The sequence below is a fragment of the Mesorhizobium sp. M1423 genome, from assembly GCF_040317575.1.
In the GTDB taxonomy this organism is placed as follows: Bacteria; Pseudomonadota; Alphaproteobacteria; order Rhizobiales; family Rhizobiaceae; genus Mesorhizobium.
On the sequence record NZ_JAMYKU010000038.1, the window covers coordinates 1 to 17,430 of the forward strand.

The following is a 17,430-nucleotide window of genomic DNA, read 5'->3' on the forward strand; positions in this document are numbered from 1 at the left end:
TCGCCGTCAGCAAGAAAAAACGCGGAGCTTCCGATCGATGCGATCCGCTCGACGCGAAAGTCACGAACTTATGCGCGAGATAAGAAAACAGGGCGGCTGCGGTGTAAGCCGCGAGCGAGGCACCGACCGGCGAGAGGCCGAACCGTTGCCATTTTACCAAAGCGGTGGCCATCACTGCATAAAGGATCGTTGCGGCGATGCCGACCGACCCGAAGCGCGCCAGCACCCTCAGCCCGGCGTCGCCGGTTGAACGGCGCTCAGACACGCGCACTACACGCATACTGCGCTCCAAGCGGCAAAGGCGCGAATACCCGCTCGACCCTTCTGGCCAAGGGCCTTGCCGATGGCAGCAGCAGGAAATGCTCGGAGCGGATGTCCCGGAAGCCTGTTTCCTGAAAAACGGACCTCGCTTTGGCGGCGTTGAGCAGAACCGCGTCGTGATCGAACGGACACCGGAACACAGCAAGGCGCGTCAGTGGATTGTAGGGATTGTGCTCGATAATGCAGGCGACGCCGCCCGGCCGTACGACGCGCCGCATTTCCAGGAAGAAATCGAGCCAGGAGGAGGGCGGAACGTGATGGACGACGCAACTGGCGAAAGCCAGATCGAACGTGCCGTCCTCGTAAGGCAGCCCCTGAGTGCTGCAGGTCCTGTAGGCCACGCGCGGATTGTGTTGGCTGGCGTGCAAAATCGATTCTTGCGAGACATCGCAACCATCGACGCTGTCGAAAGCGCCTTCGAGGTAGGGGTGGAGCGAACCGACGCCGCAGCCGACATCCAGCGCCCTTACAGCCGACCCACCCTGCCGAAGCTTTCGCTCGAAGACCAGACGCCGCAGCAGATCCGCCTTGGCGACAAGGAAGAAGTTGTGGCTGAGTCCGGAAAACCGGATGGACCCTTCGACCGCCTCGCCATAGTCGGAATTATAGCTGTCGAAGAGTTCGGCCATTGGCGGGGACTCCACTCCTGGGTTTGTGAAACGATCGGCGGCGCTCACCGGAGGCGGCACGCATCGACTCGTCGAAGCCGGTGAGCCGATCGATGACATAAAGCGGGCGGCGTTTCACCTCGGCGTGGATGCTGCCGACGTAGAGTCCGACCACGCCGGTCATGAAAAGGTTGATCCCGCACAGGAGCGACACGATCACCACCGTGGATGTCCACCCGGCAATGATCCCGGTTTCAAATTTGACCTGACTGGGACTATTTCGAGCCTGATACGCGCCTTCTCCACCTGCGAGGAGGGCGCGACGGGCTCACCGTCGGTGTTTTTGTCTTCCGATTGAAACGGGCCAAAAGGATTAAGGTCGTGATGTGAGGCCGAACCGGCATGGTGCCGATCCAAAGAGGGGAAGTTCGTCTGGCCGCAGGTGCGCGACGCTAGGTGCTGTCACGCATGCCGGCCTGCGCGAGATCCATCAGACGCGCACATCTGTCCACCGCGCGTGAGCTCGGCGACGGAGCTGACCTTCATCTGCACCTCAAGTTCGGTCACCCCGCCGCCTCGCCACACGATCCTGACCACAGCAACATCGCGCTCACCGCGATTGAGAACAATCCCTTTTCGATTAGGCACAGCAATAGTGCCTTGCGATGAGCATTCGTCGTTGTGTCGCCAGCCCAGATTTGCGGCAGGCAGCCGGACCGCGGAATTACCTTGCTGTTGAGGTCTTGCCCAATGCCAATTACGCAACAGACTCAGCGTGGCAACCGCGACAAGAGAAGCGAGCGGGCAATACAGGAGATCAGAGCTGGCCTTCCGAGATCGAGGCATCGATCGGACTTGGGCGACAAAAAGGGTCACCTCAAAGCTCTAAGCTGAAGATGAACATCGTCAGGGCCGCGCCGGCCACGATGGCGGTGGCAGCCCACCCGAGAACGCGCTGACCAAACGTCGCGACGAAAGGGCCCATCTCGTGCCTGCGCGATGCCACCACCATCATCGCAGCCATGATGGGCACGGAAATCACCCCATTGATCACCGCGGTCCAGAACAGAGCCTTGATTGGATCGATCGGCGAATAGTCCACTGCGATGCCGAGCATCGTCGCCAAGCCGATTACGGTGTAGAAACCCACTGCCTGCCACGGCTTGTTTTCGAGACCAATCTTCCAGCCTCGGGACTCGCCGACCGCGTAAGCGGCCGAGCCCGCCAAAACTGGAATTGCGAGAAGGCCCGTGCCGATAATGCCGAGACTGAAGAGCATGAATGCGAATTCGCCGGCTACGGGCCGTAAGGCGTTAGCGGCGTCGGCGGCAGTCTGGATCTCCGTCTTGCCGCTGGTGTGCAGCGTAACAGCCGTCGTCAGAATGATGAAAAAGGCGATCAGGTTGGAGAAACCCATGCCGACATAGGTATCCCAGCGGATTCGGTCCAGTTCGTGACGGGCTTGGGAAGGCTTCTTCAGCAGTGGCTTGCTCGCGGCGTCGGCCTCTTCGTCTTCCACCTCCTCTGAGGCCTGCCAAAAGAAAAGATAGGGGCTAATTGTAGTGCCGATGATCGCCACCACCATCGTGATCATGTCCCCGGTGAAACCGAGTTCCGGCACAAACGTACGTCGGGCAACGTCACCCCAATCGATGTGGACGGCAAAAATAACGCCGACATAGGCGAACAGCACCAACGTCAGCCATTTCAGATAGCGGACATACCGGTGATAGGGAATGAACAGCTGCAGGATCAGCGAAACGATCGCAAATCCAAGGGTGAAAGTATGCTGGCCCCAACCCAAGACGAGCTTTGCAGCCGCACCCATCGCTGCCAGATCGGCTCCGATGTTGATGGTGTTGGCGATAAACAACAGCGCCACCAATATCACAACAACCCAAGCTGGAAAGACGCGGCCCATATTGGCCGCAAGCCCATGTCCGGTAACGCGGCCGATCCGAGCGCTGATCATTTGAATGGCGCTCATAAGCGGATAGGTGAAGACCATGGTCCAAAGCATGTTCATGCCAAACTGGGCGCCGGCCTGCGAATAGGTGGCGATGCCGCTGGGATCGTCGTCGGCGGCTCCAGTGATGACGCCAGGCCCCAGCCGCTCAATCAGGGCGGCCCGGCGTAGCCGATGTCCAATGCGCGGCGAAAGTCTCGGCTTCGCTTTGTTTGTCACGGCCCAAGCCCTTTATCCCATCAGAAGTCGCCGGGAAATCTTAGGTGGATCATGTAAGCTTCCAAAAGATAAGAAGGGACAGGAAAAGAGTGGCGATCGCTTCATCGCAATAAGTGAGCGTCGGCGCGTGAAACGGCATTTTCCGAACTACCGCAATACCAACATCCAACAGGGCGGCAAAGAAACAGCAAGTTGGCCAGCGTTCGGCCAAATCCCCACCCCCAGTGAGCCGATGCGAAACACACGAAAAAGGCGAACTTAAGTAGGAAGTGCGTTAAGACATACCGACTTGCGGGATCTAGTAAAGTTCGCATCGCATCCAACGGAGGGTTGCCCAAATATCGCTGGGGCAAGGTGAACAACTTTCCAACCGACGCAACGCTAAGCGCCCCGTCCATTCACTGTCCTGATCGAATTCGCGCACGGGAGATAGACGTGCCTTCGACACATCGGCGAACGGATAAAAAGCTGCCCCCAGTCTCAGCGACTCGTTAACACGCCGGGTTCGGAGCGATGGGCTTCCTGGTCCTTGCATTTGCACTTGCATAAATGTCCTCACAACGCCGAACCATCCCTGCAGCAGACAGTGGCCGCGATTTTGGTTCCCGGAGTTCACCGTCTCTCAGCTCGGCCTCGCGGTACTGGCTGGCCACACCTAGCTGGATTACCTGCCACAGGGTGGCGCCAGAAGACGCCAAGGAACGACTGCAACGATGGCGATGACGACAGATATGCACTACGCTGACAGCCTCTGCTTCTTGAGGCACGGCGCTAACTGCGCAGGGGAGCGGGGGTTTCTGCCCGTATTGACTAAGCTCCGTAAGTCCTTGATGTTGCGTGCTGGAGCATAGATATTTGGCGTCGCGGTGGAGTATCTCATGGCCGATCTCAAGGAAACTGAATCGTCCGCACCGACCGAAGTGCCGGTGAAAGAACAGACATCTGACACCAAGAAAACGGCGTCGAAGCCGAAGAAAGCAACCGGGCAGCAGACGCGTGCCGTGCGGACCAGAGCGGCCAAGTCGGGCAAGCCGGTGCCTTCAGCAGAAGCGGTCGCTTCCGCCACAGTCCGGAAAGCGCGGAAAATATACTCTGAAAAGGAGCGTGCCCAAAAGCTCGGAGAGGTCGAGAAGCAGACAAGCCGGGGGGAGAGCACCAAGGCCGCTGTCAAGAAAGCAGGAATATCGGAACAGACCTACTATCAGTGGAAGAAGGCTGCCGGGCAGGCGCCACAGAGCGACGAGCTCAAGGATCTGCTGAGGCTTGAAGAGGAGAATGCCCGGCTGAAGAAACTCCTCGCCGACCGGCTCCGCAAGGAAAACGCCGATCTCAGGAAGAAGCTCGGGCTTGGTTGAGCCGGTTCCTGGGGAAAGCTGCGCCGTTGGTCGGGACCGAATGCACTTGTGCCGCCTGAGTTTCGACGCCGCAAGTCGAAGCTCGAGGGCGCTGACGAGCCCTCTGGCATCTTCCCCATTCCGCCGCTACCGCCCCTTGGCTGAGAAGCTCGCACAATCGGCGACCATCGCCCTCATACGCGTCAATCCGATGGTGGGGGCCTTTCACGAAGTCCAATTACTAGCGGAAGGGACAGCACACAGAGTCCCGCCATCATGAGGAACCCGGGCGGGCCATAGGCTCCATAAAGCTGACCTGATACCCAGACAAGGCCCGCGGTGGCCAGCCCCGGGCCGATCGCGTAAAGGGCCTGCGCCGTGGCGGCAAGATGTGCCGGCACGCTGCTGGCGATAACACGCATACAGGCAAGATGCAGCAGTGCGAAGGTAATGCCGTGAAGCGGTTGCACGAACGCAAGCATCCAGATCACCGCCGTTTCCGCTTCCACGACCCAGCGCAGGATTCCGGCCACCGCGGCCAGAGCAGCGGCCCCGGCCACGCCAAGCCGGCGCAGCAGGATCGGCCCGACCACAACGAACACCACCACCTCCGCTGCGACGGCTTCCGACCAAAGTATGCTGCTCGCCGCCGTGCCGACCCCGGCCGCCGTCCAGCGGATGACCGAGAAGGTGTCATGCATTGCATGGCTGCCATAGATCAGCGCCGCAATCATGACGATGCGCCGGAAAGTCGGAAGACCGAGCAGCTCGCGCAGCCCGCCGATTATGCTTTGCCCGACCGGGTCCGCAGCCCGCTCGGCGCCGGTGTCTGATTCCGGCACCAGCGCGGCGGCAGCCAACGCTCCGGCGAGCAGCGCGGCGTAAATCCATATAATCGCATCCAGCTCGAAAACTCCGAGCACCTGGCCAGCCGCGAGGGTGCCAGCAATGAAGGCCGCTGATGCCGCACCCCGCACCCAACCATACTCAAAACCCGGCTCGCGCACCGATGCGCGCGCCGCAAGGGCGTCGGAGAGGGTTGTGATCGGTGCCAGCCCGGCTGACTGGGCCAGATAGACGACCAACAGAAGAAAGACGCCTTGCACGGCAGCCAGCCCAAGCGTCGCCGCTACCGCGATCCCGATGCAGACCGCCAGGGTGATGCGGAGGGCACCGAGAAGATCTGCAATTCGATTGGCGAGCGGTCCGGCAATCAGCCGGGCTGCGTTGCCTAGCCCGAACAGAACGCCCAGCTCTTCAGGTGTCAGGCCGCGCGCCTCAAAATACCGTGGCCAGAACGGGGACGCTGTTCCGAATGCAGCATACATTGCGGCATAGAGCGCTAAAAATGCCAGCAGCGGGCCAAGGCGTGCCATGCCAAAGTTCTGCCACGGACGCGCCTCGCGCTACAGGGGGGATCTGGAGAATGATGCTTCTTCTGCGAATAAACTCGGCCCCGCTGAAGCGGCTTCGACACGCCACGTTGACCCAGAATATGATCACCTTGATGCCGGCGCTCGCGGTCGATGCCATGCCGGAATGCTCGCACCCCCGCGAACATTCCGCAAAAATCAGGACCTAGGCCCTCAAGCCTTGCCTAGCCCGAACGTCACGATGGGCGATCTTCCCGGGAACATATTAGCAATTCGAGAGTTGGCGTCGGTGCAATACAAGGAGAGGTGTGCGCGTCGCCCGCTTTCGTTGAAGGCCGACTTTTCACGATGTCCTGCAAAAATGAAGATCGCCCAGATTGCACCTCTTATCGAATCTGTACCCCCCAGGCTCTATGGCGGGACCGAGCGCATCGTTTCATATCTGACGGAAGAGCTGGTTCGACAGGGCCACGAGGTGACCTTGTTCGCCAGCGGTGATTCACGCACTTCGGCCGAACTGGTGGCGTGTTGCGATGTTGCACTGCGCCTGAATCCCAAGTCCCAAAACCATATTCCCTACCACATCATGATGCTTGAACAGGTCCGTAAACGGGCGGATGAATTCGATGTACTGCATTTTCATGTCGATGTTCTCCACTTTCCGATAATTCGAGAGTCCGCGCAGCGAACCGTTACCACGCTTCATGGCAGGCTCGACCTTCCGTTCCTGGCGCGGCTTTACGCGATGTTCGACGACATTCCGTTGGTCTCGATTTCCGATGACCAGCGCCGGCCCATGCCGCCGGTCAATTGGCTCGGAACGGTCTACCATGGCCTGCCGCGTGATATTCTTCCATTCCGGCGGAAAGCCTCGGGATATCTGGCATTTCTTGGCCGCATCTCACCTGAAAAAGGCCCGGAAGCGGCGATAGAAATCGCCGCCCGCGCTGGAATGCCGCTGAAGATCGCGGCCAAAATCGACGCGGTTGACCAATCATTTTGGGCGGAGCGAGTTGAACCCCTGGTGCTTCGACATTCGAATGTCGAGTTCATTGGCGAGATCGATGAGCAGCAGAAGGCGGAGTTTTTGGGCAATGCGACAGCGCTGCTGTTTCCGATCGACTGGCCCGAACCGTTCGGCCTTGTAACCATCGAGGCAATGGCCTGCGGCACCCCGGTGATAGCCTTCAACCGCGGCGCCGTTCCAGAGGTCATAGATGATGGCGTGTCCGGATTGATAGTGGACAGCGTCGACGAAGCTGTGGAGGCTGTACGGCGGATAGGCGGTCTCGATCGCGCACGGGTACGGGAAACTTTTGAAAGGCGGTTCATGGTCGGGCGCATGTGCAGCGACTATATGGCGGTCTACCGCTCGCTCGCCGGCAACAAGCGATTTGCATTTGGCTCTCGAAATGGCCGCGCTGAAATGCAGCTGGTCAGGCCTGTTTGACCGAACCGGCCTAGAACCGATCGGCTTCGAGCCGCTTTTGATCGCGCTTTACAGCAGAATTCGCCAATCATTCGCCAAGAATTCGAACGAGGCTCTCCGCGATCGCGCGCCGAGTGCGGGATCGACGCGAGACGCTGTTGATGAGGATGGTTCGGCGCCGGCCTTATGGGGAAGCATGTGTGCCTGCGCAGCCCAAGTCTCCACCGCCCAAGTCTCTTTCGAACAGGAGGACTGACATGACCACTGAAGTCGAAGAACGCAAGCTTGATCCAGCTGTGGCTCTCCCGGCGCTCGACGAATCGGCGCCGCGCGAGCCGCATAGGCAATTTGCTCTCAAGCACGAGGACTGCTTCATCGTCGCGGACAGCTACGGCGACATACGCGGCACCGGCGACGGGCTTTTCCGCGACGATACGCGGGTGCTGTCGCGCTTCCGTCTGTTCGTCGGCGGCCGCATGCCCTCACTGCTTGGCGCCTCGCTGTCGCAAGATAACATCCTATTCACCGCCAATCTGACAAATCTGGCCACCATCGGGCCGAACGGTAGTGAAACGCTGCCGGGTGTCGTGCACATCGATCGGGCCCGGTTCATTTGGCAAGACCGCATGTTCGAGCGCGTCATCTTCACGAACTACTCCGCGCGCGATGTGCTGCTGCCGGTCCGGTTCGACTTCGACGCCGATTTCCGTGACATGTTTGAGGTGCGCGGCACTACGCGCAGCCGGCGCGGTCGCGCGCATGAAGCGCTGGTGGGCGAGTCAAGAGTGACGTTTCGCTACGAGGGCCTCGACAATGTGGAGCGACAATCCGTCATCGCGTTTTCGATGACGCCCCATCAGATCCACCCCAATCACGCTGAGTTCCTCATTCTGGTGGGGATGCGTGACAGCAGAGCGCTCCATCTGGAGGTCGGTCACAGCGAGGAAATCCCGTCCAGTAATCGCTTCCGCGCGGCCGCGGCGCGAGCGCGGTTTGCCATGCGCTCAAAGCGTCGACAGGGCGCCACCGTCTTCAGCTCCGGCCGCGTGTTCAATGACTGGCTCACGCGCACGCGCGCCGACATTGCGTTGCTGACCACTGATCTGGAGACCGGGCCTTATCCGTACGCCGGTATTCCCTGGTTCTCGACCGCCTTCGGCCGCGACGGCGTCATTTCCGCCTTGCAAATGCTGTGGCTCAACCCCGACCTTGCCCGCGGGGTCCTGGCGTTCCTTGCCCGCTATCAGTCGACAGAGACTTCGATATTTGACGATGCCGAGCCCGGCAAGATCATGCATGAAACGCGCAAGGGGGAAATGGCTGTGCTGCGAGAGCTACCGTTCGGCCGCTACTACGGCGGCGTCGACACCACTCCGCTTTACGTTTACCTGGCCTGGTCCTATGCCGATCGCACGGGCGATGACGAGTTGGTCGATCGCATGTGGGACTCGCTGTGTGCGGCCATCGCCTGGATGGAGGAGGTTGGAGCCCGCAACGGAGAAGGTTTCGTGACCTACAGCAGGGCGGCAGATACGGGGCTTTTCAACCAGGGCTGGAAGGACAGCGCAGACGCTATCTTCCATAGCGATGGGACGATACCCAGGGGACCAATCGCACTGGTCGAGGTGCAAGGTTACGTCTTCGCAGCCTATCAAGGCATGGCTGCGCTGGCCGCCAAGCGCGGCGATGCCGCCAAGGCGGCGCACTGGAGCGGCATGGCAGAAAGGATCCGCAACGCGGTGGAGACGCAGTTTTGGATGCCAGACCGCAATTTCTACGCCTTGGCAATCGACGGCGAAGGCAAGCAATGCGCGGTGCGCGCCTCCAACCCCGGTCACCTGCTTTATGTCGGGCTACCGTCAGCGGAACGGGCGCAATCAATTGCTGCGCAGCTGTTATCAGCCCATCTCCACAGCGGTTGGGGCGTTCGGACTTTGGCCGACGACGAGCTTCCATTCAATCCAATGTCCTATCACAACGGCTCGATCTGGCCGCACGATACGGCAATCTGTGCCGCTGGGCTCGCCCGCTACCAGGAGCGCACCAGTGTCGTGAAGCTTATGAGCAGCATGTTCGAGGCGGCGGTCCGTTTCAACATGCGGCTCCCGGAGCTATTCTGCGGGTTTACGCGTGCGATCGGCGATGCGCCAGTGGCCTATCCCGTGGCTTGTCTGCCACAGGCATGGTCCGCCGGATCCGCCTTCATGATGCTGCAAGCCTGTCTGGGGATTCGGATCGATGGTTGGAAGCGCGAGATCAATGTCGAACGCCCTCGGCTGCCGATAGGCATCGACAACATCGTCCTCCGGCACTTAGCGGTCGGTGACGTGAAGGTCGACCTCACTTTTCAGCGCGTCGGCGACCGGATCGTCTGCTATCTCGACGAGCGACACGAGGGCCTCGTGCCGCTGGTTGTGCGCTCTTAACTGTGGGCGATGCAAAAAATGGTCGTGCATCAGGCAACCGAGTCCCATCCGACCGGGCTTCAGAGCGGTTGTATGCCTTTTTGGCGAAGGGCGGTGCCGGCTGTCGCTTGGTACTTAATTGTAGGAACGCGCCGATTTGATGCCGGTTTGGCATTTAATTGTGAGAATATTGGCGGCCGGATTCTCAAATTAACTGCATTTGAGAGGAGGTTCTTTGCAGTTAATGATGAGAATGCGGCCGTTTCGGTTGGGTTTGGCAGTTAATTGCGAGAATGGGGCAGCTCGGATTCTAAATTTAACTGCAATCGCATTTATACACCGTTTTCCAGAAATTCGATCCCGTTAGTTGTGGAGGCTGCTTCTCAGATTAAATGCCAATGGCCTGGCATGATTATCAAATTAAGTGCACGTTCTCAACTTTAGTGCACAGCTAACAAACTGAAATCATTGACAAGAAATTCTCATAATTAACTGCAAAGTGACACCGCTTCCTATCGTCCCCAATGCTGCTTGGCGGCTTTGCGCCCGATGTCGGTCTTCAGAGATGTTTTGCCGACTACCCAGAAGCGGATATTCACCATGACACCAACGTGTCGCTTGGCGGATGATCCCGAACGGCACTTTTTGTGCCAAATACGTTGAAGGGGCCATTGGTAGATACGACTGCGACCAAATCCAGCGCTTCGCCGGCAGTATCCGGTACGCACATGTCAAGGACGGTGAAGCACCTTGAACGGAACGTATCTCAGTCTCTGTTGGCCCCCAGCGACATTCGAGGCAATCGAAACGGCTTATATTTGAGGACCATGCGCGTAACCGTCATTCCTTTTGGACCGCCCGGCGCAGCGACCCGAAGCGCAAGCGATATTGCATCGGTGTAATACCCACCTTGCGGCGGAACAGGCGCCCGAAGAAACTCGTGTCCTCGTAGCCGACTTCATTGGCGATCGCTTCGACGGCGTCGTCGCTCGTTTCCAGCAGCCACTTGGCTTCTTCGAGCCGCAGCGCGTGAAGATAGTCCAATGCCTTCATGCCCGTCGCCTTGGCGAAACGACGCGCGAAGGAGCGTTCGGGCAAGCCTGACAGGCGCGCCATAACGGCGACGGGTGCCGCCTTGCGGAAATTCGATTCCGCCCATTGCTGACTTTGCTTGATTACTGCGTCACTGGTCTGCCGCGAGCGGGCCAGTGTGGCGAAGGGCTGCTGGCCGAGGTCATGCCATTGCAGCATGTAGACCCTGGCCACCTCGATCGCCTCACGAAGTCCGACGAAGCGCGCGATCAGATAGAGCGCCAGATCCTGCCAACTTGATCCACCTCCTGCCATCACTATGCGCTGCGCCTCGCCACTCAGCACCAGCGACCGATCCACCTTTACCTTTACACCGGGATAGTTGTTCGTCAGCGTGTCGACATAGCCCCAGTGGATTGTCGCCTCGCGATTAGCGAGAAGCCCGGCTTCGCCCAGCAGCACCGCGCCTGAGCAGGCGCTCGCGAGCAGCGCGCCTTTCTCATGCACGCGCTTCAGCCAGCGCGCTTCAGGCTCATACTGCCCGGCGACGCTCCCGCCCGGATTGACGAAGAAATCCGGGATGCAGACGATATCAGGATGCGGACAGTCGGCGAGGGTGTGGTCGGGATGCACCCAGACTCTGTTCGCCGCGCGAAACCGGTCGGTGCTGCGCGCAACGACGTAGGGCCGCATCCGCTGGTCCCCAGCCACGCCGTGCGTGACCCCGGCCTGGACCGTGCCATCGTAGGTGGCGGTGCGACTTGGGCGGATGTCGACGCCGCTACAACGCCTTTCGGCCGTGCCACGCCGGGGGGCCTCATCTCCGCGACCGGTGTTGCCGGCCTGACATTGTCCGGCGGCATTGGGTGGCTGCGCGGCACTCACGGCCTCTGCGTCGACAATCTTGTCGCGGCCGATGTCGTCACCGCCGAGGGCAGGCTGATCCGTACCGACGAGACGGAAAACCGCGATCTTCTCTGGGCGCTCTGCGGCGGCGGCGGCAACTTCGGTGTCGTGGTGAGCTTCGAGTTCAAGCTGCACCCGATCGAATCTGAACTGATGTTCTGCAGCCCCGCCTATCCCGAGGGACGCGCGAATGAAGTCATAGTGCGCTGGCGCGACTTTATGGAAACGGCGCCGGATCGGCTGAGCGGACTCGCCGAATTCTCGACCCTCCCTGACGATCCTTCTCTCCCCGAGCACGCGCGCGGCCGGCGCGTAGTGTCGCTTGCGCATGTGTATGACGGGCCGGCGGATGAAGGCGAACGAATCGTTGCGCCGCTACGCAGTTTTGGCGAACCGCTGGTCGATTTCAGCGGCCGCATGCCCTATCGCACCATTCAGTCACTGTACGACGCGCTGTTTCCGAAGGGGCGTGACCGCTGCTACTGGAAGTCGACCTATCTCTCCCGCCTCGACGACGGCGTCATCGCGGACATCACGCGGGGCATGGCAGAACGTCCGTCCGAGATGACCTTCGCCTCGATCTGGAAATTCAGCGGCGACATGCAGCGCGTGGCGGAGGACGCGACCGCCTTCGGCGACCGGTCCATGCCCTAAATGCTGAGCCTCGACGCGATCTGGTCGAGCGCTTCGGACGACGACGCGAATGTCGGCTGGGTGCGCAACTTCTGGCAGCATATGCAGCGACACTCGACCGGCCGGCTCTATCTCAACTTCCCAGGCCACGGCGAAGACCCCGACCTCGTCCGCGATGCGTTTGGCTCGGAGACTTACGGACGTCTTCAACGGGTAAAGCGGCGCTATGACCCCGACAACATCTTCCGGATGAACCAGAACATCGATCCTAGAGCCGCATAGTGACGTTGAGAGCGTCGCCGACGAGTAAGGAAAAGTAGCTAGTATTTTGCAAATCCCTCAGCGCCCGCAGTATTGGCCTGCTTATGTTCTCATTGTGTGCTTTCGGGCTGATGACGTCAGCCTCAATGCCCGCAGACAGCAAATTCGCCGTCGAGCCAGTGGTTGAGAAAAAGGTGAAGGAACTGCCCTCCGGACCGTTGTACTGGCGGCTGGATAATCTGCCCACGCTGGCGCAGGCCCAAAGCGCGGCGGGCCCGACCTCGCTCGCGGCGGAGATCGCAGGCAAGGTCTGGCTGTTCACGCTTGGACCGAAGGATGGCTCTACGACCGGCGGAACCAAGGTCATCGAGATCGGACCGATCCCTCCGATCAGCGCAAGCGAGTATTTGCTGCGCGTCAACCGCGCCGGTGGAGCGCCCGGCGTCAAGACGAAGATCCATACGCATCCGGGACCGGAGGCCTTCTATGTGCTGGCCGGCAAGGTCGGCCAGAGAACGCCCCGCGGAGTGACCTATGCTGAAGCTGGCACCGCCATGATCGGACACGGGGCCAACACGCCGATGGAGGTGTTCAGCGCCGGCACAACCGATCTAGATGAGCTGGCCATCTTCGTGGTCGATGCCAATCAGCCGTTCTCGTCGCCTGCCAGCCTCGACTGAGGCGACATTTCCCAGGGTGGTACTTCCGCTCTGTTGCAGACAATCGGTCAACGAGCTGAGAATGTCCGCCCTGGGTCGATGACGGAACGGCCGCTTCTCGACACATGTTCCCGGACCCGCCCGTCAGGTGACGGCCCCATAACTGTCGGTCAGCAAAGCGCCCAATTTCGGTCGTCCAAATTGCGTTGGCCAACTTTCAAAAGCTGACGTCGCCTGAGCGACCCACTCACCGCACCACGGAGCTTTCTTGCTCGACCTGCAATCGGCCCCTAAATTCTCGCTAAAGAGAATGATGTTTTGGGCGGCGACACCTCGGCGTACGCGTCCGTTCGGCAGCAGAAAGGAAGGGGGGAGCGCTTCGGCGTGGATATGCTAAACGACTGACCACAGTTGGACGCACTCGATTGACTGCGGTTGGACGCCCTCCTTGCGAGGGGCCGCTCTGTATCATTCAAACCTGTCCAGCCCCTTGCCCATACACCACGTTTGGAGGGCTCGAGGCCGCAACGTATCAGGGTCTCCGCAAGACCGACCGCGGCGCCGACTCCGTCCACCACGGGAATATCGTGCTTGCGCTGGAGAGCGGATGCGAACTCGGCTATACCGGCGCAACCCAGCGCAATCCCCTCCGCCCCCAGCCTGATGCCTTCGCGTATGAACTCCGAGATCCGTTCGGACGCACCACTCTCAGGCCTCTCCAGCTCAAGGACCGGAATGTCGGAAGCAAACACCCGGCGGCAGCGATGGGAGAAGCCGTAGCGCCGAATGTTGTCTTCAATGAGCGGCACAGAGCGTGACAAAGTGGTCACGACACAGAAGCTGTGGGCGACAAGGCTGACGGCATGGAACGAGGCCTCACCGATGCCAATAACCGGCTTGGTGGCGATCGCCCTCGCCGCGTCGAGACCCGTGTCGTCGAAGCAAGCTATGATATGCGCGTCGACATGCTGCGCTTCCGCCGCGACAACCTGCTTGAGCAGGCCCGGCAAGCAGAGTGACGGCAATTCGCATTCGGCGTATCCTGGCCTGTTTCCGGTCGATCACATGGATGCCAGCGCGCTGGACATGCGCTCCAGCCCTCGGCGCAACAGATGACGCGGGCAGCCGACATTCAGACGAATAAAGCCTTCGCCGCCAGGCCCATACACGCGCCCGTCGTACAGATTGACACCCGCCCGATCGACGAAGAACTTCTGAATTCCACCCACTCTGCGATCGAGCGCGCGCGCATCCAACCACACCAGAAACGATGCGTCGGGCCGCATGGGCGTAATGCCTGGAAGGTATTCGCCGGCGAATTCGCAAACCAGATCAATGTTGCTGGCGACGTAGCCTGTGAGTTGGTCGAGCCATGGCGCGCCGGTGCTGTAGGCAACCTCCAATGCTAGTCGGCCGAAAAAATTCGCGTTCACCATGAATGACGCCTGCATTGCGGCGAGAAGCGTCTCGCGGCGCTTTCTGTTGGCGACCGAAATGGTTGCCGAAGGAACCCCGGCGAGGTTGAAAGTCTTCGTCGGGGCGGTGCAGATGAACGACTTGTCCGCGGCATCGTCCGAGATGGAGGAGAAGACGATGTGGGAACGATCCGACAGCCTGATGTCGCAGTGAATGTCGTCGGATATGACCAAGATCCCATGGCGCTCACAAATGTCGTTCAGCGCCGCCAATTCTTCGCGTGTCCAGGCCATTCCGGCAGGGTTGTGAGGATTGCAGAGCAGGAACACCTTGGCGCCGCCCGCCAGTTTCTCGAAATCCTCCAGATCGAGCTCATATCTGTTGTTCTGCAGCCTCAGCCGGTTCGTAAGCAGAACCCGCCCGTTTCCCTGAACCACTTCGAAATAGGGCGAGTACACGGGCGACTGCACGATGACGCCGTCACCGGGCTTGGTGAAGGTTCGCAGTATCGCAGCCACCGACGGCATGATCGCCGGCGCGGGAAGCAAGGTCTCCAGTTTCGGCGACCAGTTGTGCCGGTGCGCGAACCACGATTGCACGATCTCATAGTGGCGCGGATCGCGGCGTGTGTAGCCATAAATGCCGTGGTCCGCGGCTTCGCGCAGCCGCGCGATGACCGTTTCCGGGGCACGGAAATCCATATCCGCCGTCCATAGGGAGAGCAGGTCTTCTCCCTCGACCCGTGGCGAGAACTCATCCCATTGGTTGGCCCATTTGACGGACCCGAATTGCTGGCGGTCGTGGATCTGGTCGAAATCGACCTCCGCGATATTTCTTTGCCCAACTGCTGATTTGGGCGTGTCTGCACAAGCCATTTGCTTATCACCAGGAATCTGTGCCACGGTTGCGGCCGCCTTGCCGCTGCGGACGTCTCTATTTGAGGATCTGCGCCAGAAACTGCCGCGCCCGCTCCGATCGGGAGTTGGTGAAGAACTGATGGGGCGTGTTCGTCTCGACGATCTCCCCGCGGTCCATGAACACCACGCGGTCGGCCACCTCGCGCGCGAAGCCCATCTCATGCGTCACGCACAGCATCGTCATGCCTTCGCCGGCGAGCGACACCATCGTATCGAGAACCTCCTTGACCATCTCCGGATCGAGTGCAGAGGTCGGCTCGTCGAAAAGCATGATCTTTGGGTTCATGCAGAGAGCCCGGGCGATTGCAGCGCGTTGCTGCTGGCCACCCGACAACTGCCCTGGGTAGCTGTCCGCCTTCTCGGCAATTCTGACGTGCTCCAGATAATGACGCGCCAATTCCTCAGCCGCCGTCTGCGGCATCTTCCTCACCCACACCGGCGCAAGCGCGCAATTCTCAAGCACAGTGAGATGGGGAAACAGATTGAAGTGTTGAAAAACCATCCCGACATTGCTGCGGACTTCGTCGATCTTGCGCAGATCCTCGGTCAGCGCCTTGCCGTTGACGATGACCTCGCCCGACTGATGCTGCTCGAGATGGTTGATGCAGCGGATCATCGTCGATTTGCCCGACCCGGAGGGGCCACAGACGACAATGCGTTGACCGCGCGGCACCGAGAGGTTGATGTTCTTGAGAGCATGAAATGAGCCGAACCATTTGTTGACATCACGCAGCTCAACGGCCATCGCCTGGTTGTAGGGCGTTCCCTTGGTCGCTGTGTACATTGCTTGAGACATCATCGTCGCTTCCTAGGATTTGTGGCCGCGCGCCAGTTGGCGCTCCATCGATTGCGAGTAACGGGACATGCCGAAGCAAAAGCCCCAGTAGACCAGCCCCGCAAAGAGGTAGCCGGTCGAGGAGATCGTCGGGCCTGCCCAACTCGGATCCACCCGCGCCGTTTCGACGGCCCTCAAGAAGTCTGCGATGCCAACGATGGCGACGAGCGTCGTGTCCTTGAACAGGCCGATGAAGGTGGAGACGATGCTCGGTATGACGATCGTCAACGCCTGGGGAAGGACGATCAACCGCATCATGCTGAAGTAGCTGATCCCGAGCGCGTTCGCCGCTTCGTATTGACCCTTCGGGATCGCCTGAAGGCCGGCCCTCACAACCTCGGCCATATAGGCGGACGAGAACAACGCTATCGCAATGAGCGGGCGGAGAAGTCGATCCGGCGTCAGATAGTCCGGCACGAACAGCGGCATCATGAAGTTCGCCATGAACAGCACCGTGATGAACGGCACGCCCCGGACGACCTCGATGAATGTGACGCAAACCGCCTTGACGAAAGGCAGTTCCGACCTGCGCCCGAGCGCCAGGATGACCCCGATCGGAAGCGAGAACACGATGCCGACAATCGACATCAGTAGCGTGATCAAGAGACCGCCCCAGAGCGTCGTATCGATGACGGGCAAATTCAGGAAAGCCACGCCGCGCACCAGAACGAACGCGGCAACGGGGTAGACAAGGAAGAATAGCAATGCCGCCACTTTGCGCCGCGGAGCCTTCGTCCACAGGAACCAGACGATCAGGATGGCGGCGAGAGCCTCTGCGAGGTCCACGCGCCACCGTTCGGAAACCGGGTACGCGCCGTATCGCAGATAGTCGAACTTCTCGGCGATGAAGGGCCAGCAAGCTCCTTCACCGTTCGCACGGCAAGAGTCGCGGCCGCCGCTCCACACAGCGTTGAAGATCGCAAAGCTCAGAAAATGCTGCAGCAGCCACACGGCAAGCAGGACAAAGCATATCGTCAACGCGCATGAGGAAGGCGTCGAGAACAGATTCTTCTTCATCCAGGTCACCGGACCCGGGCGAATGTCCGCGGGGAGCGCCATCGCCGGTATGAGAGCGCTGCTGACAACTGGCGAATGCATGGAATGATCACTCATGCA

General features: G+C 60.1%; 16 protein-coding genes. 6 read left to right on the forward strand and 10 right to left on the reverse strand.

Features of this window, described 5'->3' with window-relative positions; translation table 11 throughout:
- The 4 genes from NKG95_RS30765 to NKG95_RS30780 all read right to left on the reverse strand — a co-directional run.
- A partial coding sequence (locus tag NKG95_RS30765; RefSeq protein ID WP_353043333.1) for a GtrA family protein occupies nucleotides 1-280 on the reverse strand: 280 nt, incomplete at its 3' end.
- Nucleotides 258-950: a class I SAM-dependent methyltransferase gene (locus NKG95_RS30770; RefSeq protein WP_353043334.1), complete on the reverse strand. Its 693-nt coding sequence runs from the start codon at nucleotides 948-950 to the stop codon at nucleotides 258-260. The genes NKG95_RS30770 and NKG95_RS30765, both read right to left, overlap by 23 nt.
- On the reverse strand, nucleotides 925-1,152 hold the full coding sequence (locus tag NKG95_RS30775) for a hypothetical protein (protein ID WP_353043335.1): 228 nt from the start codon (nucleotides 1,150-1,152) through the stop codon (nucleotides 925-927). The genes NKG95_RS30770 and NKG95_RS30775 overlap by 26 nt, the downstream gene beginning before the upstream one ends.
- A 654-nt stretch (nucleotides 1,153-1,806) precedes the next feature.
- Nucleotides 1,807-3,078 carry an NRAMP family divalent metal transporter gene (locus NKG95_RS30780; protein ID WP_353043369.1) on the reverse strand — a complete coding sequence of 424 codons (1,272 nt, stop codon included), beginning with the start codon at nucleotides 3,076-3,078 and terminating at the stop codon, nucleotides 1,807-1,809.
- Nucleotides 3,079-3,992: 914 nt separating this feature from the next.
- On the opposite strand from NKG95_RS30780, the gene NKG95_RS30785 reads away from it, so the two are divergent.
- On the forward strand, nucleotides 3,993-4,469 hold the full coding sequence (locus NKG95_RS30785) for a transposase (protein WP_502913998.1): 477 nt from the start codon (nucleotides 3,993-3,995) through the stop codon (nucleotides 4,467-4,469).
- A gap of 182 nt (nucleotides 4,470-4,651) precedes the next feature.
- Here the strand turns inward: NKG95_RS30785 and NKG95_RS30790 are convergent, their stop codons facing one another.
- On the reverse strand, nucleotides 4,652-5,824 hold the full coding sequence (locus tag NKG95_RS30790; protein ID WP_353043336.1) for an MFS transporter: 1,173 nt from the start codon (nucleotides 5,822-5,824) through the stop codon (nucleotides 4,652-4,654).
- A 358-nt stretch (nucleotides 5,825-6,182) separates the two neighbouring features.
- Between NKG95_RS30790 and NKG95_RS30795 the strand changes: the two genes are divergently transcribed.
- Both NKG95_RS30795 and NKG95_RS30800 read left to right on the forward strand, forming a co-directional pair.
- A complete protein-coding gene (locus NKG95_RS30795; RefSeq protein WP_353043337.1) occupies nucleotides 6,183-7,271 on the forward strand; it encodes a glycosyltransferase family 4 protein in 1,089 nt (362 codons plus the stop codon).
- A gap of 236 nt (nucleotides 7,272-7,507) precedes the next feature.
- Nucleotides 7,508-9,676 carry an amylo-alpha-1,6-glucosidase gene (locus NKG95_RS30800; RefSeq protein ID WP_353043370.1) on the forward strand — a complete coding sequence of 723 codons (2,169 nt, stop codon included), beginning with the start codon at nucleotides 7,508-7,510 and terminating at the stop codon, nucleotides 9,674-9,676.
- A gap of 819 nt (nucleotides 9,677-10,495) precedes the next feature.
- On the opposite strand, the gene NKG95_RS30805 is transcribed toward NKG95_RS30800, so the two are convergent.
- Nucleotides 10,496-11,380 carry a GlxA family transcriptional regulator gene (locus NKG95_RS30805; protein ID WP_353043338.1) on the reverse strand — a complete coding sequence of 295 codons (885 nt, stop codon included), beginning with the start codon at nucleotides 11,378-11,380 and terminating at the stop codon, nucleotides 10,496-10,498.
- 21 nt (nucleotides 11,381-11,401) lie between these two features.
- On the opposite strand from NKG95_RS30805, the gene NKG95_RS30810 reads away from it, so the two are divergent.
- From NKG95_RS30810 to NKG95_RS30820, 3 genes are all read left to right on the forward strand, one after another.
- The gene (locus NKG95_RS30810; RefSeq protein ID WP_353043339.1) at nucleotides 11,402-12,247 is read left to right on the forward strand and encodes an FAD-binding oxidoreductase; all 846 of its coding nucleotides are present in this window, start codon (nucleotides 11,402-11,404) and stop codon (nucleotides 12,245-12,247) included.
- The gene (locus NKG95_RS30815) at nucleotides 12,248-12,508 is read left to right on the forward strand and encodes a BBE domain-containing protein (RefSeq protein ID WP_353043340.1); all 261 of its coding nucleotides are present in this window, start codon (nucleotides 12,248-12,250) and stop codon (nucleotides 12,506-12,508) included.
- A 173-nt stretch (nucleotides 12,509-12,681) separates the two neighbouring features.
- Nucleotides 12,682-13,167, forward strand: a complete 486-nt coding sequence (locus tag NKG95_RS30820) for a cupin domain-containing protein (protein ID WP_353043341.1) — start codon at nucleotides 12,682-12,684, stop codon at nucleotides 13,165-13,167.
- 269 nt (nucleotides 13,168-13,436) lie between these two features.
- Here NKG95_RS30820 and NKG95_RS30825 read toward each other — a convergent pair whose 3' ends face one another.
- The 4 genes from NKG95_RS30825 to NKG95_RS30840 all read right to left on the reverse strand — a co-directional run bounded on the left by NKG95_RS30825 (nucleotide 13,437) and on the right by NKG95_RS30840 (nucleotide 17,427).
- Nucleotides 13,437-14,171: an aspartate/glutamate racemase family protein gene (locus NKG95_RS30825; protein ID WP_353043342.1), complete on the reverse strand. Its 735-nt coding sequence runs from the start codon at nucleotides 14,169-14,171 to the stop codon at nucleotides 13,437-13,439.
- A 36-nt stretch (nucleotides 14,172-14,207) separates the two neighbouring features.
- Entirely contained in the window at nucleotides 14,208-15,464 is a 1,257-nt protein-coding gene (locus NKG95_RS30830) for a MalY/PatB family protein (protein WP_353043343.1), read from the reverse strand.
- 31 nt (nucleotides 15,465-15,495) lie between these two features.
- Nucleotides 15,496-16,224, reverse strand: a complete 729-nt coding sequence (locus tag NKG95_RS30835) for an amino acid ABC transporter ATP-binding protein (protein WP_502914000.1) — start codon at nucleotides 16,222-16,224, stop codon at nucleotides 15,496-15,498.
- A gap of 63 nt (nucleotides 16,225-16,287) precedes the next feature.
- Nucleotides 16,288-17,427, reverse strand: coding sequence for an amino acid ABC transporter permease (locus NKG95_RS30840; RefSeq protein WP_353043345.1), 1,140 nt, complete (start codon nucleotides 17,425-17,427; stop codon nucleotides 16,288-16,290).
- Nucleotides 17,428-17,430: the final 3 nt, after the last annotated feature.

What these genes read in the sequence shown, in the direction of transcription:
- NKG95_RS30770 (WP_353043334.1), bottom strand. Translation starts at nt 950, where the DNA reads ATGGCCGAACTCTTCGACAGCTATAATTCCGACTATGGCGAGGCGGTC.
- NKG95_RS30785 (WP_502913998.1), top strand. Translation starts at nt 3,993, where the DNA reads ATGGCCGATCTCAAGGAAACTGAATCGTCCGCACCGACCGAAGTGCCG.
- NKG95_RS30790 (WP_353043336.1), bottom strand. Translation starts at nt 5,824, where the DNA reads ATGGCACGCCTTGGCCCGCTGCTGGCATTTTTAGCGCTCTATGCCGCA.
- NKG95_RS30795 (WP_353043337.1), top strand. Translation starts at nt 6,183, where the DNA reads ATGAAGATCGCCCAGATTGCACCTCTTATCGAATCTGTACCCCCCAGG.
- NKG95_RS30800 (WP_353043370.1), top strand. Translation starts at nt 7,508, where the DNA reads ATGACCACTGAAGTCGAAGAACGCAAGCTTGATCCAGCTGTGGCTCTC.
- NKG95_RS30805 (WP_353043338.1), bottom strand. Translation starts at nt 11,380, where the DNA reads ATGCGGCCCTACGTCGTTGCGCGCAGCACCGACCGGTTTCGCGCGGCG.
- NKG95_RS30815 (WP_353043340.1), top strand. Translation starts at nt 12,248, where the DNA reads ATGCTGAGCCTCGACGCGATCTGGTCGAGCGCTTCGGACGACGACGCG.
- NKG95_RS30835 (WP_502914000.1), bottom strand. Translation starts at nt 16,224, where the DNA reads ATGGCCGTTGAGCTGCGTGATGTCAACAAATGGTTCGGCTCATTTCAT.
- NKG95_RS30840 (WP_353043345.1), bottom strand. Translation starts at nt 17,427, where the DNA reads ATGAGTGATCATTCCATGCATTCGCCAGTTGTCAGCAGCGCTCTCATA.